Origin of the sequence: Flagellimonas meridianipacifica (assembly GCF_003001695.1) — a bacterium.
Lineage (GTDB): Bacteria > Bacteroidota > Bacteroidia > Flavobacteriales > Flavobacteriaceae > Flagellimonas > Flagellimonas meridianipacifica.
Window position 1 is genome coordinate 1732178 of the sequence record NZ_PVYX01000001.1, and the last position, 22188, is coordinate 1754365.

The following is a 22188-nucleotide window of genomic DNA, read 5'->3' on the forward strand; positions in this document are numbered from 1 at the left end:
AGGAATTATGACGCCATAACTTCCAATCCTGATTTGGACAAAATGTATAATTCCCTTTTTTTGGTGTCAATTAGCCCTAAACCTCTGAACTTCTTCAGTAAATTGATTATATATTCTGGCGATGTTCCCAATACCGTCGCCATATCATCTCGCTTTAATTTTACGTTAAGCTTTCCATTCTCGTTGGTGCCAAACTTGTTCTGTATGTACAAAAGAAGTTTCGCCAATCTGGACTTGATATCTTTGCTGGAATGGAACAGCATTCGTGTGGATTCATTAATATCAGCATCGTTAATCAAGGAGTCCAAAAAATCCTGACAAAACTTTGGATTTTCTTCCAAATTCTTTTGTATTTCCAATTTATCCAAACAGCATAGCTCGGTTTCTGTCAGGGCGATTGCACTTACCCGAGCCCCCAAGTTGGTGACCACTGACCTTTTGCCCATTGCTTCACCCTCTCCCAAAAAACGTAAAATGTGCTCTTGTCCAGAGTTATCCATTTTACTGAACTTGCAAGCCCCTTTCTTAATACAAAAAAGCTTGTTCAACAACTGGGTTTCTTTAAACACTAGACTGCCTTTGGGGAGTCTTATGGATTCCGAGGTCGACCAAAGACGTTCTCTGGCTTTTTCGGAAAGTGAATCAAAGTCATTCAATTGCTTGTTCTGTATTTTGGAGCATTTTACCATGTAGCAAAGATACTTTGGGGCAATTCTGTAAAAGCTGACATAAATCATATTTTACCTGAGGCACATATACCACTTTTGTGTTAGGTAAAGCAAAAGTGTATGTTGGACGATACGTGCTATCATTGTGGGGATTCCTGCGAGAGCAATCCAGTCCATTTTGATGAAAAGGTTTTTTGTTGTCATGGTTGTAAAACCGTTTATGAAATCTTTTCCGATAATGGACTTTCCTACTTCTATGAGTTGGAAGCAAAAGCGGGTTCTACTCCCAATCCCATTCAGAAAAAATATGATTTCTTGGATAATCCTGAAATCGTTTCCCAATTGGTTGAGTTTGATGAAGAAGGAGTTCAAGTAATCAACCTTAACATTCCAAACATCCATTGTAGTTCCTGTATTTGGCTGTTGGAAAACTTGAACAAGTTGCATGAGTCCATTTCAGTCTCCCAGGTCAACTTTCCAGCAAAAACCATTCGGGTCACCTATAAAACGGATGGTTTTTCTCTAAAAGTATTGGTGCTTCTATTGGCAAGTATTGGATACGAACCCTATCTCTCTTTGGAGGATTACGCCAAAAAAGGGAAGAAGGTGGATAGATCTCTCCTATATAAATTAGGTGTGGCAGGCTTCGCCTTTGGGAATGTGATGTTGCTTTCCTTTCCGGAGTATTTTGAAGTTGAAGAGTTTTGGTTGGAACAATATAAGGTGGTGTTCAGATGGCTCATGTTCGCTTTCTCCATTCCAGTGGTTTTCTATGCAGCTCAAGATTACTTCAAGTCTGCCATTAAGGGATTACGGTCAAGAATGTTAAATATAGATGTGCCCATTGCCTTGGGTATATTGGTTCTTTTCCTAAGAAGTTCTGTGGACATTGTTTGGGATTTGGGTTCTGGTTTTTTTGACAGTCTTACCGGATTGGTGTTTTTCTTGTTATTGGGCAAGTTCTTTCAGCAAAAAACCTATGCCTTCCTATCATTTGAAAGAGATTATAAATCCTATTTCCCCATCGCGGTCACTCGTTTAGGTACCAAAAATGAGGAGGAAAACATTCAGATATTCAATGTGAGGAAAGGAGACCGTCTACTGATTCGTAATCAAGAGATTTTACCAGTGGATTGTGTTCTTATCAAAGGTGTGGCGGAGATTGATTATAGCTTTGTTACTGGAGAATCGAAACCCGTGACTAAGGAAAAAGGAGAAAGATTGTTTGCTGGGGGTAAGCAACTTTCTGGTGTTTTGGAAGTGGAAGTGCAAAAATCCGTGTCACAAAGTTATTTGACCCAGTTATGGGGAAACACTGTTTTTTCAAAGGACAAAGCCAGTAATTTCCAGACCTTGACGGATGGTATTGGTAGAAGGTTTACCCTGGCTGTGCTCACTATTGCAGTTTTGTCATCAATCTACTGGTTGGTTTTTGAGCCAAGTTTGGTTATGAACGTCTTCACGGCGGTCCTCATAATTGCATGCCCCTGTGCCATTGCATTGGCCGCACCCTTCACTTTGGGCAACATGCTTCGTATTTTCGGAAAACACAAGTTTTATCTCAAAAATACCAACGTTATCGAACGTTTGGCGAAGATTGACTCCGCCATATTTGATAAGACAGGAACCATAACCACAACCCAACAAGATGCTGTTTTTTATGAAGGCATTGAACTTACTGAAGCCGAAAAGAACATGCTCAAAACCACTTTACGTGCTTCGAGCCACCCATTGAGTCGTTCATTATATTCCATTTTACAATCCAATGATATTGTGACCTTGGATGAATTTCAAGAGTACGAGGGTAGGGGATTGGAAGCCAAGGCAGACCAGCGGACCATAAAAGTAGGTTCTGCTTCTTATGTTGGCCATGAGCAAAAATCAAAAGCATTGAATACCTCGGTGTATGTAAGCACGGATGAGGAAGTAAAAGGAAGGTTTGTATTTAAGAATCACTACCGGGAAGGTGTGGATGAAATGTTCAAAGAACTGCAGCAATCCATGGAATTGGGGATACTCTCAGGGGATAATGATGGCGAGAAACCGAGACTTCAAAAAATCTTACCACCCAATGCTAAAATAGCTTTCAATCAAAAACCTGAAGATAAACTGAATTTCATCAAAGGTCTGCAGCAATCCCATAAAGTCTTGATGGTAGGTGACGGGCTTAATGATGCAGGTGCATTAGCTCAAAGCGATGTGGGAATTGCTGTGTCCGAAAATATAAATGTGTTTTCTCCGGCCTGTGATGGTATTTTGGATGCAAAGGCATTGGATAGGTTGCCCCTGTTTATAGAACTGTCCCGAAAGTCGATTAAAATTATCAAGATAAGCTTCCTTTTATCGCTCTGTTACAACTTGGTTGGATTGTATTTCGCGGTAACAGGACAGCTTCAACCCGTTATTGCTGCTATTCTTATGCCTCTGAGTTCCATAAGTGTTGTGGCGTTTACTACGGTGTTTGTCAATTTGTTAGGAAGGAAATTAAAATAATTATAAAGCTGATATATGTCATTTTTTGACCGGTTGTGCGAATGTAGTTTTACACCAAATTCAGGTAGGTATGAGTGTTATTTATGTATTGCTGGCCATTAGTATATGTGTGGCTCTCGTGTTTTTTTTGGCCTTTATACGCTCGGTAAAAGCAGGCCAATATGATGACTCATACACTCCTTCCGTTCGCATGCTTTTTGAGGATGAATTGGTCCAAAATGAAGACGATGTACAGTTAAAAAAGTCGAAAAAAACGAATCAAATTAAAGATACTAATCAATAAATATGGAAATAGAACAGTTTCGGTACGATAACAAAATCGTTCAAAAGTTTTTGTATGCCACCATGCTTTGGGGCGTGGTAGGTATGTTGGTAGGTCTTTTGTTGGCCTTCATGTTTTTATTCCCTAACATCACGGATGGGATATCATGGTTAAGTTTTGGGCGTCTACGTCCATTGCACACCAATGCTGTGATTTTTGCTTTTGTGGGGAATGCCATTTTCGCAGGAGTTTATTATTCACTCCAGCGCTTGCTTAAAGCAAGAATGTTCAGCGATGCGCTAAGTAACATTAACTTTTGGGGATGGCAATTGATTATTGTGGCAGCAGCTTTGACGCTTCCGCTAGGATATACAACCTCAAAAGAATATGCGGAATTGGAATGGCCTATTGATTTGGCCATAGCAGTGGTCTGGGTGGTTTTTGGTTGGAATATGATTGGAACCATCCTAAAACGAAGACAACGCCATTTGTACGTGGCCGTTTGGTTCTACTTGGCCACCTTTGTTACTGTGGCTGTGCTGCATATTTTCAACAGTCTTGAGCTTCCTGTAGCCGCTTTGAAAAGTTATTCGGTATACGCCGGTGTTCAAGATGCTTTGGTACAATGGTGGTACGGGCACAATGCCGTGGCCTTTTTCTTGACCACACCCTTCCTGGGGTTGATGTACTACTTTGTTCCGAAAGCAGCAAATAGACCGGTCTATTCCTATAGATTATCCATCGTTCACTTCTGGTCCTTGATTTTTATATACATCTGGGCTGGACCACACCACTTGCTTTATTCAGCATTGCCAGATTGGGCACAAAACTTAGGTGTTGTCTTTTCCGTAATGTTGATTGCTCCTTCTTGGGGTGGTATGATTAATGGATTGTTGACCCTAAGAGGGGTATGGGATAAAGTAAGAAGTGACGCCACCTTGAAGTTTATGGTTGTTGCCATCACAGGTTATGGTATGGCCACCTTTGAAGGCCCCATGCTTTCCCTGAAAAACGTAAACGCCATTGCACACTTCAGTGACTGGATTATTGCCCACGTGCACGTTGGAGCCTTGGCATGGAATGGGTTCTTGACCTTTGGTATGATCTATTGGTTAGTACCCAAAATGTTCAAAACAACCTTGTACTCCAAAGGATTGGCCAACTTCCACTTTTGGATAGGCACCTTGGGAATCGTACTGTATGCCCTTCCTATGTATGTAGCTGGGTTTACCCAAGCCCTGATGTGGAAAGATTTCAATCCAGATGGAAGTTTGGTCTATGGTAACTTCTTGGAGACCGTGACTCAAATCATACCTATGTATTGGATGAGAGCCATTGGAGGTAGCCTTTATATAGTAGGTATGCTCATAATGGTGTACAATGTTGTGGTAACTATAAGAAAAGGAAGTAGTGTGGAGGATGAATTGGCAGAAGCAGCTCCACTTACCAAAGTGTCCAAGAGAAGACTAGCGGGAGAAACCTTCCACAACTGGTTGGAAAGAAAGCCTGTACAATTGACAATTTTGGCTACGGTGGCCATTTTGATTGGGGGAATCATTCAGATTGTACCTACCATTTTGGTAAAGTCCAATATTCCGACCATTACCAGTGTCAAGCCCTATACGCCACTTGAGTTGGAAGGTAGGGACCTCTATATCCGTGAAGGATGTGTGGGATGTCACTCCCAAATGATACGACCCTTTAGGAGTGAAGTGGAACGCTACGGCGAATATGCTAAAGCTGGCGAGTTCGTTTATGACCACCCATTCTTATGGGGAAGTAAACGAACAGGACCTGATTTGCTTCGCGTGGGAGGAAAGTACTCGGACAATTGGCACTTAAATCACATGTACGACCCTCAAAGTACATCCGCAGGTTCCATTATGCCGGCATACCAGTGGTTAGTGACCAATGAGCATGACAGGAGTGCCGTTCAGGCCAAGATGAGGGCTATGGTCAAATTAGGTGTTCCCTACACGGACGAAGACATAGAAATGGCCCAAGAGTCAATGGCGGAACAAGCTTTGCAGATTGAGAAGAACCTCTATGCCGACCCAGAATTTGTGAGAACCTATGAAGCTGATAAGAAGTTTGCCCAAGAGAATGGAGAAGAGTTTATCGATATGCGGGATAGGGAAGTTGTGGCTTTGATTGCATACTTACAACGTCTAGGGACGGATATTAAGGTGAAGGAAACAGATGAATTAATCTCCCAAAACAAATAGTCATGTTGAAATACGTAAAAAATCATATGGATAGTATTGAGGGAATTGCAAATTATCCCATGATATCCTTGCTTATATTTTTCATCTTCTTCGTTTTGTTGTTCTGGTGGGTGGCTACGGCCTCCAAAGAGCACATCAAAGAAATGGGAGAATTACCATTAGATAACGATTACAACAACAAACCATAAAATTATGAGTACTAGAACACCTTGGTGGATTCGCATACCGGTATTATTCTTTTTAATATTTGGCTTGATGGAGTATTTCATCGATTCTGGAGATAAACCGGCCATTATAGAATATCCCATTACCCAGTTTTTCATGCTGATGGTATTGATGATTCTTATTGCCATCGAACTCATTTTGAAGTCTATAGAAAATGTAATGTTCCAAACGCTTTCGGAAGAGGCAAAAGAACGGTATCTCCTTTCAAAAAATAAGAAAAGAGAATGGACTTGGGGTAAACAGATGTATCAAAGATTGACCCGTAGCCGAGCTATTGAAAAAGAAGAGGAAATCATACTGGACCATAATTATGATGGTATCCGGGAACTGGACAACGTACTGCCGCCCTGGTGGGTATATATGTTCTATGTAACCATCATTTTTGGAGTAATCTATTTGGTGCGATTCCATATTGCAGGAGATTATGATCAGGCATTGGAATATGAACAGGAGGTAGCTGCGGCAAAAATTGCCATTGAGGAGTATAAAAAAACCGCGAAAAACCTAGTTGATGTAAATACGGTTGAATACTTGACAGATGCTTCCGACTTGAATGCAGGGGAGAAAGTTTTCACAACAAATTGTGTGGTTTGCCACATGGCAGATGGAGGAGGGGGAATTGGCCCCAACCTTACCGATGAACATTGGATATTGGGTGGTGGCATAAAAAATGTCTTCAATACCATTTCCGAAGGAGGTAGAGATGGTAAGGGAATGGTGGCCTGGAAACAAAGTCTTAAACCTGTGGAAATGGCTCAGGTAGCCAGCTACATTTTAACATTGGGCGGAACTACACCTGCCAACCCAAAAGCGCCAGAGGGTGAAATATGGATAGACCCTGATGCTGAAGAAACAGAAACAGAGCTTCCAGAACAAGCGGTTGATTCTGTCGATGTGAGTTTGGAGTAGGAAGGCTTTAGGATTGTTTATCCGATTTGCTCGAAAAGAAATTAGGAAATGGAAGAAAACTTTAGGGATTCCATAGGGACGATTACAGAAGAAGGGAAGAGGGCATGGATATATCCTAAAAAGCCTAAGGGCAGGTTTTATGATTACAGAAAGTACGTGAGCTATACCCTTCTGCTTTTCCTTTTTGCTGCTCCTTTTATAAAAATCAATGGACATCAGTTTTTGATGTTCAATGTTCTGGAAAGGCGATTCAATATTTTTGGTTTCCCTTTTTGGCCGCAAGATTTTCATTTGGTAGTAATCTCCATGATTGCGGGAGTGATTTTTGTAGCCCTCTTCACGGTGGCTTATGGACGTATCTTTTGCGGATGGATGTGCCCTCAGACCATTTTTATGGAGATGGTTTTTCGTCGCATAGAGTATTGGATAGATGGCGATAGAGGAGCTCAGATGCGATTGGATAAATCACCTTGGAATGGAAAGAAAATTCGAAAAAGGGTTTTAAAGTGGAGTGTTTTTTTCATTATTTCTTTTCTTATCGCCAATATTTTTCTGGCGTATTTAATTGGAAGTGATAGGCTTATTCAATACATAACAGACGGCCCCGTAACCCATATGGGGACAATGATTCCACTACTCATATTTACAGGGGTCTTTTATTTCGTGTTCGCTTGGTTCCGGGAACAAGTATGTATTATCGCTTGTCCCTATGGCAGACTTCAAGGGGTTCTTTTGGATGATAAGTCCATTGTGGTTGCGTATGACCATAAAAGAGGGGAAGCCGAAAATGGCAGGAAAAAGTTCAGAAAGAATGAGGATAGAGACGCTCTAGGTTATGGAGATTGTATAGACTGTTTTCAATGTGTAAATGTTTGTCCTACAGGAATTGATATACGAAACGGTACTCAATTGGAATGTGTCAATTGCACCGCATGTATTGACGAGTGCGATCATATTATGGATAGTATCAACAAACCAAGGGGACTTATCCGATATGCCAGTGAGGATGAAATAACCAAAAAGGAAAAGTTCAGGTTTACTCCAAGAATGAAAGGCTACACGGCCGTGCTTGGAATTTTGATATCCGTTTTGATAGGAATGCTTTTTCTTAGAAATGAATTGGAGGCCAACATCTTGAGACTTCCCGGACAGCTTTATGAGCGAAAGGAAAATAACATTATCAGCAATGTATATACATACAAGCTCGTGAACAAAACCACTAAGGACATTGGGGATGTAAGCTTTAAGCTTTTGTCCCATAAAGGAACCATTAAACTGGTGTCCAAAGATAGCTTTGAGGTACCTGCAGAGGAATTAGCGGAGGGCACACTCTTTATAGAAATAAATAATTCAGCATTAAATGGCGACAAGGACCGATTGAAAATTGGGGTATACAGCGGTGAAGAACTCATCGAGACAACAATTACCCAATTCCTGGCACCGCGTAGCTATAATTAAAATATAAGGATATGAAAATAAATTGGGGAACAGGAATAGTTATTGCTTTCATCGCGTTCATCGCGTTCATTCTCTATTTTGTTGTTAGGATGAGCATGGATGACAGTGCCAATCACGACCTGGTCACAAAAGACTACTACAAAAGGGAATTAGCGTATCAAAAGGAAATTGACGCGGCAAATTCGGCATTGAAAAGCGAAGCAAAACTAAAAGTCGAAAAAACGGACGAAGGCGTGGTTATTGTATTCCCGAAACAATTTGATTTCAAAAAGATTACTGGTAAAGTGTCCCTATATAGACCGTCTAACAAGCACTTGGATTTTGACTTTCCCATAAGTTTGTCCAATACACATTTGCTCATACCTGACAATCGCTTGGTGGACGGTCGCTGGGACATTACTGTATCTTGGAATTACAAGAAACAGGTTTTTTTACATAAAGAAAAACTCACATATTAAATGTTGATTCTTACCGCAGTTGTATTTGGTTTTTTGGGAAGTCTGCACTGCCTTGGCATGTGCGGTCCAATAGCCTTTTTGCTTCCGGTGGATAAGAAAAACAACTTTCGCAAAGCAGGCCAACTTGCACTTTACCATGGAGGGAGACTCTTGGCTTACGGCATCATTGGATTGCTCTTTGGCTTTTTGGGTAAAAGTTTGGCCCTTTTTGGAATCCAACAGAAGTTGTCCATTGCAGTTGGCGCCATAATGGTCATTCTGGTATTATGGCCAAGAAGTGGTAGACAAACCAGTAAGCTGGCAGCTCCGGTTTACCGACTAATAGGAAAGGTAAAATCCAAATTGGGCACGGAACTTAAGAAGAAATCGGCAGACACTTTTTTAACCATAGGCTTTTTAAATGGTTTTCTACCATGCGGATTGGTTTATATGGCCACTCTAGGAGCAATTGCCATGGGAAATGAGCTTCAAGCAGGTCTTTATATGGTTTTGTTTGGAGCTGGAACTATCCCTTTGATGACTCTGGTGGTTTTTTCCAGCAAATGGTTAAAAGGACCCATCAAGGCAAAAGTTAAAAAAGCTATCCCTGTTTTTGTGATAGTAGTTGGTCTGTTGTTCATTGTTCGTGGTTTGGGTTTGGGGATTCCTTATGTTTCTCCAAAAATTTCCCAAAACAATATAACAACTGCAAAAATTGAATGCCATCAACCCTAAAAAACACGTATGAAAATTACATCGGCTGAAGAAGCGGTCCAACAGGTAAAATCTGGGGACCGTGTCTTTTTACAAGGGGCTGCTATGACCCCAAATGAACTCATAGATGCACTCTGCAATCGTCATGAAGAACTGGAGGATATTGAAATTGTCTCCATCCATACTGAGGGATCAGCTAAATACGTACAAGAGCCGTATTACAACACTTTTAAACTAAGTTCATGCTTTGTAGGAGGTAATGTTAGAAAAGCGGTAAACACTCCAAATGCGGGTTATATACCTATTTTTTTAAGTGAAATTCCTTGGCTTTTCAAGAATAACATTTTGCCTTTGGATGTAGCGATTGTCCAGGTCTCAAGCCCTGATAAACACGGATTTTGCTCGTTGGGGGTTTCAGTGGATGTCGCTTTGCCTGCAGTCAGAACAGCTAAAAAGATAATTGCACAGATTAATCCGCAGGTTCCTCGAACCCATGGAACAGGAATCATACATATTGATGAAATTGCAGCCGCTACAGAGGTTGATAGGCCCATTCACCAGCATGAAGCTGGAGAACTGTCTGAAGTTGAAAATAAGATTGGATTGAACGTAGCTTCGTTAATTGAGGATGGAGCAACATTGCAAATGGGAATTGGAAACATTCCCAATGCGGTACTTTCCAATTTGGAAAATCACAAGAATTTGGGTATTCATACGGAGATGTTTTCGGACGGCGTGTTGCCCCTGATTGAGAGTGGAGTGATTAATGGTGCTGAAAAAAAGATAAAAATGGGTAAAATTGTAAGTTGTTTTGCCGTAGGGTCACAAAAATTATATGATTTCATTGATGACAACCCCATTTGTGATTTTAGGGATTCTGGCTACACAAACGATACGGCCCGAATTCGAAGAAACCCCAAGGTAACGGCAATCAATAGCGCCATTGAAATCGATTTAACAGGTCAAATCTGTGCAGACACCATTGGCAGTTGGCAGTTTTCTGGAGTAGGGGGGCAAATGGATTTTATCCGGGGAGCTTCTTTATCAAGAGGAGGAAAACCGATTTTTGCAATGCCCTCTACAACAAACAAGGGAGTTTCCAAAATAGTTCCCTTTTTGAAAGAGGGTGCTGGTGTAACGACAACGCGTGCCCACGTGCATTATGTAGCCACAGAATATGGTGTGGTTAATTTATATGGTAAGAATCTTCAGGAGCGGGCCTATGCACTGATTTCAATAGCAAATCCTGATTTTAGGGAAGAATTGGAACAAGCGGCTCACAATCGGTTTAATGGAGTATAAAAATAAAAGGGAGGCTAAAAGCCTCCCTTTCTTGTTGAACTACTACTTAAATATTAAACTAACCAACCAAAAAAAGTTCAACCATTAGATTTTGAATGTTATTACAGGAATATTGGAGTGATTGGCTACATCTTCTCCAATGCTTCCCATGAAAAAGTGCGTCAAGCCTCTTCTCCCGTGAGTGGGTATACCGATTAAATCGGCACCAACAGTTTCACTGTAATTCAATATGCCTTTTTCAACTGAATAGTCATTGTAAATCTCCACGTTAAGGCCCTCTTTGGCAAGATTCAAGAACTTGGAAATTCGGTTGGAGATATCCTCTGTGCTCAAGAACTCGTCTCCTGGAGTATTGATATAAACCAACTTCAGGTCAGCTCCGAAAAGTTCGGCCATTTGCTTGGCCTTTTTCAAAGCGGGAATGCTCTCCTCCTTATAGTCACAAGCAAAAACAAAATTGCTCAAATCGAATTGCTCTATTTCTCCTTTTATTACCAAAACAGGAATCTCTGAGCTTCTAACCACGCGTTCGGTGTTGGAACCGATGAAGATTTCTTTTAATCCATCCGTACCATGAGAGCCCATCACAATTAAATCGGCATCATGCTTTTTTGCTATCTCATCAACTTCTTGGAAAACCTTGTAATGTTTGATTATGGGAACAATTTTAATGTCCTTTAAATATGGTTTATCCAAAAAGTCGTTGAATCGTTTTTCACCGATTTTGATGAGGTGCACCACTTGCTCTTGTGCAATGTATCCTGACTCACTCATAATGGATGGGGAGAGTTCCAGCATATGTAGCACAAATAGTTCGGCATCATGTTTTTTAGCCAAGGAAGCGGCTACCTTTAATGCATTCTCTGACTGTTCTGAAAAATCGACTGGGACAATTATACCTTTCATTTTTATGGTTTTTAAGTTAAACGGTCATCGAAAACAAACGTGTTTCCGGTTTTTTTCTATGTAATTTTAGGTCAAAAGCCATACAGATGTTTCTTATGTAGGGCCTTCCTTTATCAGTTACTTTTATCGTATTGGACTGTATCTTCACCAAGCCATCATCCACCATTTCTTTCAAGTTTTGTTTGATTTGCTCAAAAGCTTCTGAGTGATTTTCCTCTTCATTTAGGTCGGTTTTATATCTGCACATCAAATCAAGAATATGCTTTCGTATCAATTGATCTTCGGTGTTTAGGATATGACCCCTAAAAATAGGAAGAAGACCATGCGATGTCAGATTTTGATACTCTTCCAAACTCTTCACATTTTGGGCAAAACCATACCAGCTATCGCTGATGCTTGAAACGCCCAGGCCAATCATTAGGTTGGTCTTAGAGGGTGTGTAGCCCATAAAGTTTCTATGAAGTTTTCCTTGAACCATAGCTACGTGGAGGTTATCCGTAGGTAATGCGAAGTGATCCATACCAACGTCGCTATACCCATAATCTGTGAGCATTTTTTTGCCCATTTCATACTGAGCTCTTTTTTCACGACCACTGGGAAGGTCCTCATCCCTATAACCCCGTTGACCATTTCCTTTCATCCACGGAACATGGGCGTAACTATAGAAAGCAATTCGGTCAGGCTTTAACTCTTGGGTCATCAAAACCGTCTGTTCCACATCTTCCAAAGTTTGAAAAGGCAGTCCATAAATTATATCATGTCCTACGGATGTGTAACCTATTTCCCTAGCCCACTGAGTAACCCTTTTTACATGCTCAAAAGGTTGAATTCTATTTATAGCTTTTTGTACAGTTTCATTATAGTCTTGCACACCAAAACAGACTCTTTTGAACCCCACATTAAAAAGAGCCTGTAGGTGTGCTTTGGTTGTATTGTTTGGATGTCCTTCAAAACTGAACTCAGCATCTTCGGTCTTTTTTCCCTTTCTTAGAATTCCCGAAATCAATGTTGTAAGATTTTCAGGTGAGAAAAAAGTGGGTGTGCCCCCACCAAGATGTAATTCCTTTATCCTTGGTTTATCTTCCAAAAGATTCGTGTATAGCTCCCATTCCCTGAGTACCGCTTTAATGTAAGGTAATTCTAAATCATGCCTTTTGGTGATTCGTTTGTGGCAACCACAAAAAGTACACATGCTCTCACAGAAGGGGAGATGAATGTACAGACTGATACCTTCATCCTTATTTTCGTTGTAGACTTTGGTCACTGTAGACTTCCAGAGTTTCCCCGAAAAACCCTCCAAGTTCCAATAGGGTACAGTGGGATAACTGGTATACCGTGGTCCTGGCACATTATATTTTTGAATCAGATTGCACATAAACTATATTTTATTGAGCTAAAATAGTCTTGTGGAAATTGACAAAACATGACAATTATCATTAGGCGCTTCTTCAGCTATCTTATCATAAAGTTGATAGGGATGGCATATGAAATTTTAGTTGCCTTTCCACGTTGCATTCCTGGTTTCATTGTAGGTAGAGAAGCAATTAGGCGTTCTGCCTCATCCTCTAGCAAACGGTCAGGCCCTCTTTTTTGAATGTTGACCACTCGTCCTTTCGAATCAATATCGAATTGTATAAATACACGACCTGATATACGCATTTCTAGTGCAGAGGGAGGGTATTTTAGGTTCTTCCTAATATGTTCCTGTACCTTTTGATTGAAACACGCCCGTCTTTCTTCCTCTGTGGGACAAGTATCACAACCAGGAAATATCGGAGCATTTTCTATAATGGCGAAAGGAACCGATATTTCTTCTTCCTCTTCTCCAACTTGAACATCATCTATTTTTACTACGGCATCTTCAATATAAAGATCTTGACTACTCTCCGTACTTTCTATGACGGTCTCCTCAACATCTTCCATATCTTCAACAATCTCAATGACATCCGGTGCGGAAGGTGGAGGTGGTGGAGGTGCAGTAATAACATTTTTGGTAATGGGAACTTCTTCATCAAGATTGTCTGCAACCTGAACGACATCTAAAACTTCGGTCTCTTTTTCATATACTTTTACTTCTAGCGCTTGCCAGGTAACGAATAAAATCGAAGCTAGGCCTATCATGAAATAGAGGCTACTATTTCTGCCTATTTCTGCGTTGGGATTCTTTTTTGGTTTCATGACATTTAATATTTAATAACATAAATTTAACTATGTTGAAGAGCTTAAAACATGATAATCATCAGTTTACGGAAATCGGTTGGCCTACACCTTATCTTTAGGTTCTCCTTTTTTGGTAAAATCCTTCTGTCCTGAAACTATGTTTGTTTTGAAATGAATTCCCATTCGGGAGATGTTTTTTTGACAACTAGCGAAGGGGTTTAAGATACCCGAAGTCAACCTTTAGGTTTTGTGAAACCTTACATCCTATACCTATTATATATATGGGTCTTGTTGAAGAAGTTTTTATTGAGGTTTACGAATAACGCATCAAAGAGTTTTAGACAAACTCCTTCGTGCAGGTTTTGCATAAACTGTAATCTATAATGAACCTAGGAATTGAAGTGTACAGCTTGCTGTCGAGGTATTCAGCTATTTTCCAATATGCAGTGTTGAATAAATGGAGACCCTAATGGTTCTACGCCAAAAAGCTTTGGCTTTCACGGGCAAAGTTTTCGATTTTTAATATTGTGACAAATATCAAATTGTATTGGAAAGGTTTTAACTTTAGGAATGATTTTCCCAAATTAAAGCTGCAGCGCCACAGATTGCTGCGGTTTTACCCTGCATGCCAGAATGCATCAGTTTTACTTTTCCTTTGTAAACCTCCAAAAGAAATTCATTGAAGTACCGTTCCAAGGGTTCCATTATCCATTTGCCGCTATTAGTAAGTCCACCCATGAGAACAAAGGCTTCAGGTTGGGTAAATGCAGTAAAATTGGCAAGAGCTTGTGCCATAATTTTGGCAGTATAATCAAACGCCATCAAAGCAATTTCATCTCCTTCCTCGGCCGCTTTGGTGATATCTTCTCCATGTAGGTCGTTATATGCAATACTTCTAAACCGGCTGTCCACAAGATATTTCGCCTGCATATGCAAAATGGTCCTTTTTAATCCGGTGGCAGAAACATAAGCTTCCAATCCGCCCTTTACGCCCAATCCTGTTAACCTTCCGTCTCCCATGGTCATGTCCACATGGCCCAATTCTCCTGCAAAACCATCAAAGCCATCAATCAATTTTCCATTGGCCACAATTCCCGCCCCAAAACCGGTACCCAAGGTTATGGCAATAAAATCAGTCATGTCTTTTGCACTCCCAAAAAGCATTTCACCCAAGGCCGCGGCACTTGCATCGTTCATAATGCGCATGGGCATGGGCATTTTTTCGTGGAATTTTTCAATAAAGGGGACACTGCCCTTCCAAAGAAGGTTACTGGCGTTTTCAATAGTGCCATTTTTGCTGGATGCATTTGGTGCTCCAATTCCACATCCTAAAATGTTCAAGGGTGTATCCACACTACTGATAAGATTTTCTGAAGTCTTCTTCAGCTCATTCAGATAGTCGTCCAAGTCTGGAAACTCCTTAGTGCGGAAAAACGTTTTTTCGATACATTCTCCTTCTTTATTAACCAAACCTATTTTGGTTTTTGTACCTCCTATATCAATTCCGATAACAATATCCATTGTAGTAAAGCTGCCGATTGTTTATGTCTTAAAGGTAGCCAATTATCGAGCCAAAAAAAATGGTAAACCGCATAGAAAACAACCAAAAAGCAATCTATAATATTGAAGGTATGACTAAAGCTGATTTCTGTCATGTTTTAGGTCGAAGGGCAGATTTACATTTGATGTAAATATTAAAACTATTAGGTATGAGTACTATAAATAAAATTCTGATTCCCTTTGATTTCTCTGAAGCTTCCGTGAATGCATTGGAGTATACCATGAACTTTGTTGGTCCCAATAGGGATACCGATATTCTTGCTCTTTACGTTGGGGTAATTCCTTCGACTGAAAATGAAGAAAAAGAGCTAAAAGAGAATTTTAGGAAGGTCTTGGGTTCATTTAATGTGAAAACCAAAAAAGAACCTGTCTTTAACAGTGTTTCGGGAAATGTTATCGAAACAATTTTGGTCACGCAAATCAATCAGAAGACAGACTTGATAATTATGGGTACCATGGGAGATAAAACCACGGATGAAGCCATTACCCATACTTCAAAACTTGTTTTGGAGGCAAATTGCCCAGTAATATCCATTCCTTATGGATGTGAAATAAAACAACCGAAACAAATTGCCTTGGTTATGGGCAAAGAGGAAATTGAGGATAAAGAGGTGCTGAATATGCTGTTGAACGTGGCCAGAACGTTCAATTCCAAAGTTCATGTACTCACTATTTATAAAGAATCGGTATATGCGGAAGAAGCCATAGTGGATAGAACTGAAAATCTTTTAGAGTATTATTTGGAGCACTTCTATACGGAGCATTCATTTAGTAAGAATGAAGATATTGAGCAAGGGATACTGGATTATATCAATGGTAAGGACATTGATTTACTGGCCATTTTGCCAAGAAACCACTCTGTGACCGGTTCACCCTCTGAAGGTCGTTTGACAAAGCTCCTTACGCTTCATTCGGAGATTCCGGTACTGGCCTTGGACTGATTTATTCCATATTGTAATGTATACACTGCTGGTAATACTAGGTATTACGATTTTACTTTTCATTTGGGGAAAGTTCCCACCTGATGTAGTAGCACTAATGTCCATGATTTCGTTATTTCTTTTCGGAATCTTGGACATTGAAGAAACCCTGACCGGCTTTAGCAATACAACTGTGATTATGATTGCTGCTCTTTTCATCATAGGGGAGGGATTGGCAAGGACAGGTTGGACAGCGGTTTCGGGACGCTACTTTGTACAATGGGCTGAGAAAAATGTGCCTAGGCTTTTGGTGATTATCACAACTGGTTCCAGTTTGTTATCAGGATTTGTAAGTAACACCGGTACCGTGGCAGCGTTACTTCCTGTAACCGTTGCTGCCGCATGGAGTGCTGGGAGCTTACCTTCAAAATTGCTAATGCCGGTAGCATTCGGTTCTAATACAGGAGGGCTTTTGACCCTAACGGGCACACCTCCAAACATTATTGTGAGTAACTCATTGGTAGAAAATGGTTTTCAAGGATTTTCCTTTTTTGAGTTTAGTTTAATCGGTCTTCCCTTGTTGATTATTTCAATACTGTATTTCAGATATATCGGGTACAAGCTTTTACCAAGCCACACTACTGAAAATAGACCAGTGGCCATTGACGAAGAAATGCATAAATGGATAGAAAATTACAGTATAGCTGACAGTATTTATCGCCTAAGAATTCGTTCTATGTCCAACCTAATAGGTACTCAGATAAAGGATTGGGATTTTGAAGGCACTTATGATGTGTCGTTGATGCGATTAAAAAGAAGACACCCCAAACCACTAAGGGGAATACCAGAGTTTGTGGAAATGCCCGGTCCGGAAACGGAGATGCGCTATCACGATATTATCACCGTCAAGGGAGATGCAGCAGCAATTGACAGATTGATGCAAACCTTTCAGTTAGGGATTATCCCCCTTAAACCAGAGATGGATACGCTTAAAAAGGAATTCATAAACCAAGAAGTGGGTATGGCAGAAATGATCATTACCCCAAAATCGATTTTAGTTGGCAAAACCATTGGCCTCGGCTACTATCTCAATCAAATGGAAGTACAACTTTTGGCAGCATCAAGAAATAATAGACCCCTTAAAGGAAGAATTAAAATTGAAGCAGGGGATGCCTTTATTATTCGAGGACAATGGAAAAAGATTGAAAACTTGAAATCCCTATATGAAAATGTTGTGATTTCGGGAAGTCCAGAGGCACTTTCAAAGAATGTGGATACGCTTACATTCCGAAGCTACATTGCCTTAGGTACTTTAATTCTAATGGTTTTGCTTTTGGTGTTGAATATCCTTCCCGGTGCCATTGCGGCCCTAATTTGTGCCGGCATTATGATGCTTACCGGTTGTGTTCCTATTTCAAAAGCATATAAGGGAATAAGTTGGACCAGTGTGGTGATGATTGCGGCTATGATTCCTATGGGGTTGGCCCTTCAAAAAACAGGGTTGGCCCAAATAGCTGCTACCAGTTTGGTAGATACTCTCGGTGCATTGAGTCCGGTAGCTCTATTGGCGGGGATTTTCCTTTTGACCACCATGTTCAGTCAAACAATTAACAACTCGGCAACAGCGGTGTTAATGGCACCGATAGCAATAATGGCATCCACAACACTAGGGGTGTCTCCGGAGCCTTTTATGATAGCCGTGGCAGTAAGTGCTTCCACTGCTTTTCTGACCCCGGTAGGTACAACCACCAATGCGATGGTGATGACTGCTGGCGGATATCAATTTATGGATTATGTGAAGGTAGGAGGTCCATTGCTCCTTCTATTTTTCATTGCAACAATATTTCTGGTTCCATGGATATGGAGCTTCTAATCTTTTAAAACAATAGTTATGAGTCAAGTTATGGAAAAAGCAAAAGATTTAACCAAGTATGGTTTAGAGAACGTAACGGCGCATTGGAATCTAGATGCCGAGACCTTGCAAAAAATCACTCTTGAAAAAGGGATGGGAGTGGAGACTGAAAACGGGACATTGAGTATTAACACCGGAAAGTTTACGGGGAGGTCTCCTAAAGACCGATTTTTGGTGAAGGATGATTATACGAAAGACAGAATTTGGTGGGGACGCATAAATAAGCCCATTTCTCCTGAAAATTTTGACAAACTTTATAATGAGGTGGTTAACTACATGTCCGGAAAAGAAATCTATGTTAGGGATGCAGCGGTGTGTGCCGACCCTGAATACAGAACTAATGTGCGTACAATTACGGAGTACCCTTGGTCCAATTACTTTATAAAGAACATGTTTTTAAGGCTTCCTGAAGAAGAATTAAAAGGTTTTGATGAAGATTGGCTGGTTCTTTGTGCACCTGGTTATGAGTGCCCAAATCCCTCTGAATTTGGAATCATTGCTGGCAACTTCTCTATTTTGAACTACACTAGAAAGGTAGCGCTGGTTGGAGGGTCCGAATATCCCGGAGAGATGAAGAAAGGGGTCTTTACCGCTTTAAATCTAATTCTGCCAGTAGATAGGAACGTACTTCCCATGCACTGTTCTGCCAATGTAGGAAAAGATGGGGATACCGCCATTTATTTCGGACTTTCAGGAACGGGTAAGACCACCCTTTCTGCAGATCCGGATAGAAAACTGATAGGGGATGATGAACATGGTTGGACCGCAGACAATACCATCTTTAACTTTGAAGGAGGTTGCTATGCAAAAGTAATTGACCTGACCGAAGAAAAAGAACCGGATATTTATCGCGCAATTCGACCTGGAGCATTATTGGAGAACGTGGTTTTCAAGGAAGGTACCAAGGAAGTGGATTATTTTGATAGCTCCATTACACAAAACACACGTGTAAGTTATCCAATTGACCATATTGACAACATCCAAAACCCTTCTTATGCGTCCAATCCAAAAAATATCTTTTTCTTAACCTGTGATGCATTTGGAGTTTTACCCCCTGTGTCTAAATTGACACCAGGCCAAGCTGCCTATCACTTTATTTCTGGATATACGGCCAAGGTGGCGGGTACAGAGGCAGGTATTAATGAGCCAGTGCCTTCATTCTCCGCTTGTTTTGGGGAACCCTTTATGCCATTGCACCCAGCAGTTTATGCTGAAATGCTCAGTAAGAAAATGATGGAAGCAGGCGTGAACGTTTGGTTAATAAATACAGGTTGGAGCGGTGGCCCTTATGGGGTAGGTTCTAGGATTAAGCTTAAATATACCAGAGCTATGATCTCTGCCATTCTGGACGGAAAGTTGGATGCTGTGGAATATGAAGCACACCCAATCTTTGGGTTGTATATGCCAAAATACTGTCCTGGAGTTCCTACAGAAATGTTAGATCCAATGAATACGTGGCTACAGAAAGGTGCATATGTAAGTAAAGCCATCCAATTGGCACATTCGTTCCATATAAATTTTGATAAATTCGCAAGTGAGTCTTCTGAGGAAATTCTTAATGGTGGACCTCTTATTGACTCGCATCATAATTTGAATGAAGTTTTTTAATCTAAAAATCACTTGAAAGGGAATATGGAATTTCAAAACAGAAATTTAGGTATCCCAAAATTTAAATCTCCCCTGCAGCTCAGCACTGTCAGGGGAGATAAAATTTTCAATTTTGTGGGAGAAGAGGAGAAATTTGTTTTCGACCTTTCAAATGACAACTACACCCAATGCCTTGAAAAAGGTGTAGAACCTCTTTGCTTGGAGAAAGCAGGGCCAAGGCAGGATTTGTTTTTTGACCCTTCCAATACCACAGCTGCCATAGTGACTTGCGGGGGTCTTTGCCCAGGAATAAACAATGTAATTCGAGGCATAGTGATGGCATTGCATTATTTCTATGGCATAAAAAGAATATTAGGAGTTCCCTACGGTTATGAAGGCCTTAATCCCGCTATGGGTCATGGTTTTGTAGATTTAACACCTAATAAAGTAAAGGACATTCACTTATTTGGAGGTACGTTTTTAGGGTCTTCCCGGGGTGCTCAAGATGTGTCGCTTATGGTGAATACCTTAGCTGAAAACAAGATTGACATTCTGTTTGCCATAGGAGGTGATGGAACCTTGAAGGGAGTGGATGCCATTGGTGAAGAGATTGCCAAACAGGGCTTGGACATAGGTGTGGTGGGAATCCCTAAGACCATAGATAATGATATTGATATTATCGATAAGTCTTTCGGATTTGAAACATCCTTTGATGTGGCTGGGTCCATTTTAAGGGATGCGCATAATGAGGCTGCTGGTGCCTATAATGGCATCGCGATTATCAAATTAATGGGAAGGGATAGCGGTTTTATAGCTGCATCTGCGGCTTTGGCCATGCCAGTTGTCAATCTAGTATTAATTCCTGAGATGGAGTTTCACTTGGAAGGACCCAATGGTTTTTTTGAAGTGCTTGAACAGCGTCTTTCAGAAAAAAGGCACGCGGTTATTGTTGTTGCCGAGGGTGCGGGACAACACTTGTTTGAAAAGAAGGATGTGGTTAAAGATGCTTCCGGAAATGTGCAGCATCAAGATATAGGTCTTTTCTTGAAGGATAGAATCAAAGAGCATTTTAAAGACACCTCAGTCACCATAAAGTATATAGACCCTAGCTATATCATTAGAAGTGCTCCGGCCAATTCAAGTGATAGTGTGTATTGCAGCAGGTTGGCCTATCATGCGGTACATGGAGCAATGGCTGGTAAGACGCGCTTTGTGGTTAGCAAGGTCAATAATCAGTATGTGTATGTGCCCATTTCCCAAGTGACACAAAAAAGAAAAAAAATAGACCTGGAAAGTGAATTTTGGTTCTCCGTATTGCAAAGTACAGGTCAACCTTTCCACCTTGGATAATACCATAAACTGACAATTGTCATTTCTTTTCGGTTGTTTCCCGTGTAGTTTTGAGTGTATTTAAAATCAATAACAAATGGTAGTCAACATTCAGTATCAAAAAATGAGTACAAGTGAATCCTTAAACAAGCTTTTATTGAAGAAGTTGGATAGGCTTGGAAATAAATATCAGTGGGTGATTAAGGCAAATGTGCTTTTTAAGGAAGAGAACGATAGAACTGGAGAGGGAAAAGTGTGTGAAATTGAACTGAGTGCTCCAGGGCCAAGATTGTTTGCCAAAGCAAATACGGATAACTTTGAAAAATCTATGGCCGAGACCATTAACGACCTTAAAAGACAACTTGAGAAAAGGCAAGGTGTGTTTGTAAAGCATTGATATAATTAAAAGAATCAAAAGAATCCTGAAATGAAATATTTTGTCATAACCCTAATAGCAGTTCTTTTTTTAGGTTGCGCTTCCCCAAAACTGATAAGCTCTTGGAAAAGCCCAGATGCGGATTCCTATGCGGTTTACAAGGTGTTGGTAGTGGGAATGACACAGGATGAAGAAGTTAGAACAGCTTTTGAGACTCGGCTACGCGATGCTTTGCGAGCCAAAGGTTTTGAGGCTGAAAGAAGTATGGAGTTGTTTGACAAAGAATTCACAGCCTCGGAAAAAACCGAAGCAGACTTGAATGAAGTCGAACAGCGCTTGTTGGCTGAAGGTTTCGATGCCATTCTCTTGACCAAAATAATAGGTTCGGAGAACAGAGAAACCTTCAGACAACGTATTGGGAATATAGATAATCTATACAATCAATTCAGTAATGATTATCTAGACAACCAAAGCGTGTATTACGACACGGATTATTACGAGACTTTCAAAATATATACGGCCGAGACCTCCCTTTACTGTATTTGTTTGGAAAGGGAACGGGCTTTGGTGTGGAGAGGCAATATCAACGTTGCTGAGCCTGTTAAACTTGAAAAAACCATCGATTCTTACATAAAGGTCATTGAAGACGCAATGCAGAAAGAGGATATCCTATTTTAAGCTATAGAAGGCCAATTAAATCGAGCAAAATACAGACGGGGATTGCCACAAGTATTACAACAAGAAC

20 protein-coding genes are annotated in these 22188 nt (G+C 40.6%); 15 read left to right on the forward strand and 5 right to left on the reverse strand.

Translation table 11 applies throughout. The features are described from left to right. Positions 1-5: 5 nt before the first annotated feature. Complete coding sequence (locus CLV81_RS08010) at positions 6-737, reverse strand: Crp/Fnr family transcriptional regulator (RefSeq protein ID WP_106144500.1); 732 nt, start codon at positions 735-737, stop codon at positions 6-8. A 51-nt stretch (positions 738-788) separates the two neighbouring features. Between CLV81_RS08010 and CLV81_RS08015 the strand changes: the two genes are divergently transcribed. From CLV81_RS08015 to CLV81_RS08055, 9 genes are all read left to right on the forward strand, one after another. Continuing rightward, positions 789-3161 (forward strand): heavy metal translocating P-type ATPase, encoded by a 2373-nt coding sequence (locus CLV81_RS08015; protein ID WP_106144501.1) that lies wholly within the window; start codon positions 789-791, stop codon positions 3159-3161. A gap of 70 nt (positions 3162-3231) precedes the next feature. Beyond that, positions 3232-3444 (forward strand): cbb3-type cytochrome oxidase assembly protein CcoS, encoded by a 213-nt coding sequence (ccoS, locus tag CLV81_RS08020; RefSeq protein WP_106144502.1) that lies wholly within the window; start codon positions 3232-3234, stop codon positions 3442-3444. Positions 3445-3446: 2 nt separating this feature from the next. Further along, the gene (ccoN, locus tag CLV81_RS08025; RefSeq protein WP_106144503.1) at positions 3447-5648 is read left to right on the forward strand and encodes a cytochrome-c oxidase, cbb3-type subunit I; all 2202 of its coding nucleotides are present in this window, start codon (positions 3447-3449) and stop codon (positions 5646-5648) included. Between the two features lie 2 nt (positions 5649-5650). Further along, positions 5651-5836 (forward strand): CcoQ/FixQ family Cbb3-type cytochrome c oxidase assembly chaperone, encoded by a 186-nt coding sequence (locus CLV81_RS08030; RefSeq protein ID WP_106144504.1) that lies wholly within the window; start codon positions 5651-5653, stop codon positions 5834-5836. A 4-nt stretch (positions 5837-5840) separates the two neighbouring features. Continuing rightward, entirely contained in the window at positions 5841-6782 is a 942-nt protein-coding gene (locus tag CLV81_RS08035; RefSeq protein WP_106144505.1) for a cbb3-type cytochrome c oxidase N-terminal domain-containing protein, read from the forward strand. A 48-nt stretch (positions 6783-6830) separates the two neighbouring features. Continuing rightward, positions 6831-8240: a cytochrome c oxidase accessory protein CcoG gene (ccoG, locus tag CLV81_RS08040; protein WP_106144506.1), complete on the forward strand. Its 1410-nt coding sequence runs from the start codon at positions 6831-6833 to the stop codon at positions 8238-8240. Between the two features lie 11 nt (positions 8241-8251). Continuing rightward, positions 8252-8698, forward strand: coding sequence for a FixH family protein (locus CLV81_RS08045; protein WP_106144507.1), 447 nt, complete (start codon positions 8252-8254; stop codon positions 8696-8698). 3 nt (positions 8699-8701) lie between these two features. Further along, positions 8702-9412 carry a sulfite exporter TauE/SafE family protein gene (locus CLV81_RS08050; RefSeq protein WP_106144947.1) on the forward strand — a complete coding sequence of 237 codons (711 nt, stop codon included), beginning with the start codon at positions 8702-8704 and terminating at the stop codon, positions 9410-9412. A 9-nt stretch (positions 9413-9421) separates the two neighbouring features. Beyond that, positions 9422-10693, forward strand: coding sequence for an acetyl-CoA hydrolase/transferase family protein (locus CLV81_RS08055; RefSeq protein WP_106144508.1), 1272 nt, complete (start codon positions 9422-9424; stop codon positions 10691-10693). An 84-nt stretch (positions 10694-10777) separates the two neighbouring features. Here CLV81_RS08055 and CLV81_RS08060 read toward each other — a convergent pair whose 3' ends face one another. The 4 genes from CLV81_RS08060 to CLV81_RS08075 form a co-directional block, all read right to left on the reverse strand. Beyond that, complete coding sequence (locus CLV81_RS08060; protein WP_106144509.1) at positions 10778-11599, reverse strand: universal stress protein; 822 nt, start codon at positions 11597-11599, stop codon at positions 10778-10780. 16 nt (positions 11600-11615) lie between these two features. Next, positions 11616-12974 (reverse strand): oxygen-independent coproporphyrinogen III oxidase, encoded by a 1359-nt coding sequence (gene hemN / locus CLV81_RS08065; RefSeq protein WP_106144510.1) that lies wholly within the window; start codon positions 12972-12974, stop codon positions 11616-11618. A gap of 77 nt (positions 12975-13051) precedes the next feature. Then, on the reverse strand, positions 13052-13777 hold the full coding sequence (locus tag CLV81_RS08070) for an energy transducer TonB (protein ID WP_106144511.1): 726 nt from the start codon (positions 13775-13777) through the stop codon (positions 13052-13054). A 546-nt stretch (positions 13778-14323) separates the two neighbouring features. Further along, on the reverse strand, positions 14324-15280 hold the full coding sequence (locus CLV81_RS08075) for an ROK family protein (RefSeq protein ID WP_106144512.1): 957 nt from the start codon (positions 15278-15280) through the stop codon (positions 14324-14326). Between the two features lie 188 nt (positions 15281-15468). Between CLV81_RS08075 and CLV81_RS08080 the strand changes: the two genes are divergently transcribed. From CLV81_RS08080 to CLV81_RS08105, 6 genes are all read left to right on the forward strand, one after another. Further along, positions 15469-16260: a universal stress protein gene (locus tag CLV81_RS08080; protein WP_106144513.1), complete on the forward strand. Its 792-nt coding sequence runs from the start codon at positions 15469-15471 to the stop codon at positions 16258-16260. Positions 16261-16276: 16 nt separating this feature from the next. Next, positions 16277-18112: an SLC13 family permease gene (locus tag CLV81_RS08085; protein ID WP_106144514.1), complete on the forward strand. Its 1836-nt coding sequence runs from the start codon at positions 16277-16279 to the stop codon at positions 18110-18112. A gap of 18 nt (positions 18113-18130) precedes the next feature. Further along, the gene (pckA, locus tag CLV81_RS08090) at positions 18131-19759 is read left to right on the forward strand and encodes a phosphoenolpyruvate carboxykinase (ATP) (RefSeq protein WP_106144515.1); all 1629 of its coding nucleotides are present in this window, start codon (positions 18131-18133) and stop codon (positions 19757-19759) included. Positions 19760-19783: 24 nt separating this feature from the next. Continuing rightward, positions 19784-21088, forward strand: coding sequence for an ATP-dependent 6-phosphofructokinase (locus CLV81_RS08095; RefSeq protein ID WP_106144516.1), 1305 nt, complete (start codon positions 19784-19786; stop codon positions 21086-21088). 76 nt (positions 21089-21164) lie between these two features. Further along, positions 21165-21464 (forward strand): HPF/RaiA family ribosome-associated protein, encoded by a 300-nt coding sequence (locus CLV81_RS08100; RefSeq protein ID WP_106144517.1) that lies wholly within the window; start codon positions 21165-21167, stop codon positions 21462-21464. 30 nt (positions 21465-21494) lie between these two features. After that, positions 21495-22121, forward strand: a complete 627-nt coding sequence (locus CLV81_RS08105; protein WP_106144518.1) for a hypothetical protein — start codon at positions 21495-21497, stop codon at positions 22119-22121. The last annotated feature ends 67 nt before the right edge of the window (positions 22122-22188 follow it).

Bases quoted from the DNA above. Each gene is read 5' to 3' on its own strand.
- CLV81_RS08010 (WP_106144500.1), bottom strand. From the start codon at position 737: ATGATTTATGTCAGCTTTTACAGAATTGCCCCAAAGTATCTTTGCTAC.
- CLV81_RS08015 (WP_106144501.1), top strand. From the start codon at position 789: ATGTTGGACGATACGTGCTATCATTGTGGGGATTCCTGCGAGAGCAAT.
- ccoS (WP_106144502.1), top strand. From the start codon at position 3,232: ATGAGTGTTATTTATGTATTGCTGGCCATTAGTATATGTGTGGCTCTC.
- ccoN (WP_106144503.1), top strand. From the start codon at position 3,447: ATGGAAATAGAACAGTTTCGGTACGATAACAAAATCGTTCAAAAGTTT.
- CLV81_RS08030 (WP_106144504.1), top strand. From the start codon at position 5,651: ATGTTGAAATACGTAAAAAATCATATGGATAGTATTGAGGGAATTGCA.
- CLV81_RS08035 (WP_106144505.1), top strand. From the start codon at position 5,841: ATGAGTACTAGAACACCTTGGTGGATTCGCATACCGGTATTATTCTTT.
- ccoG (WP_106144506.1), top strand. From the start codon at position 6,831: ATGGAAGAAAACTTTAGGGATTCCATAGGGACGATTACAGAAGAAGGG.
- CLV81_RS08045 (WP_106144507.1), top strand. From the start codon at position 8,252: ATGAAAATAAATTGGGGAACAGGAATAGTTATTGCTTTCATCGCGTTC.
- CLV81_RS08055 (WP_106144508.1), top strand. From the start codon at position 9,422: ATGAAAATTACATCGGCTGAAGAAGCGGTCCAACAGGTAAAATCTGGG.
- CLV81_RS08060 (WP_106144509.1), bottom strand. From the start codon at position 11,599: ATGAAAGGTATAATTGTCCCAGTCGATTTTTCAGAACAGTCAGAGAAT.
- hemN (WP_106144510.1), bottom strand. From the start codon at position 12,974: ATGTGCAATCTGATTCAAAAATATAATGTGCCAGGACCACGGTATACC.
- CLV81_RS08070 (WP_106144511.1), bottom strand. From the start codon at position 13,777: ATGAAACCAAAAAAGAATCCCAACGCAGAAATAGGCAGAAATAGTAGC.
- CLV81_RS08075 (WP_106144512.1), bottom strand. From the start codon at position 15,280: ATGGATATTGTTATCGGAATTGATATAGGAGGTACAAAAACCAAAATA.
- CLV81_RS08080 (WP_106144513.1), top strand. From the start codon at position 15,469: ATGAGTACTATAAATAAAATTCTGATTCCCTTTGATTTCTCTGAAGCT.
- CLV81_RS08085 (WP_106144514.1), top strand. From the start codon at position 16,277: ATGTATACACTGCTGGTAATACTAGGTATTACGATTTTACTTTTCATT.
- pckA (WP_106144515.1), top strand. From the start codon at position 18,131: ATGAGTCAAGTTATGGAAAAAGCAAAAGATTTAACCAAGTATGGTTTA.
- CLV81_RS08095 (WP_106144516.1), top strand. From the start codon at position 19,784: ATGGAATTTCAAAACAGAAATTTAGGTATCCCAAAATTTAAATCTCCC.
- CLV81_RS08100 (WP_106144517.1), top strand. From the start codon at position 21,165: ATGGTAGTCAACATTCAGTATCAAAAAATGAGTACAAGTGAATCCTTA.
- CLV81_RS08105 (WP_106144518.1), top strand. From the start codon at position 21,495: ATGAAATATTTTGTCATAACCCTAATAGCAGTTCTTTTTTTAGGTTGC.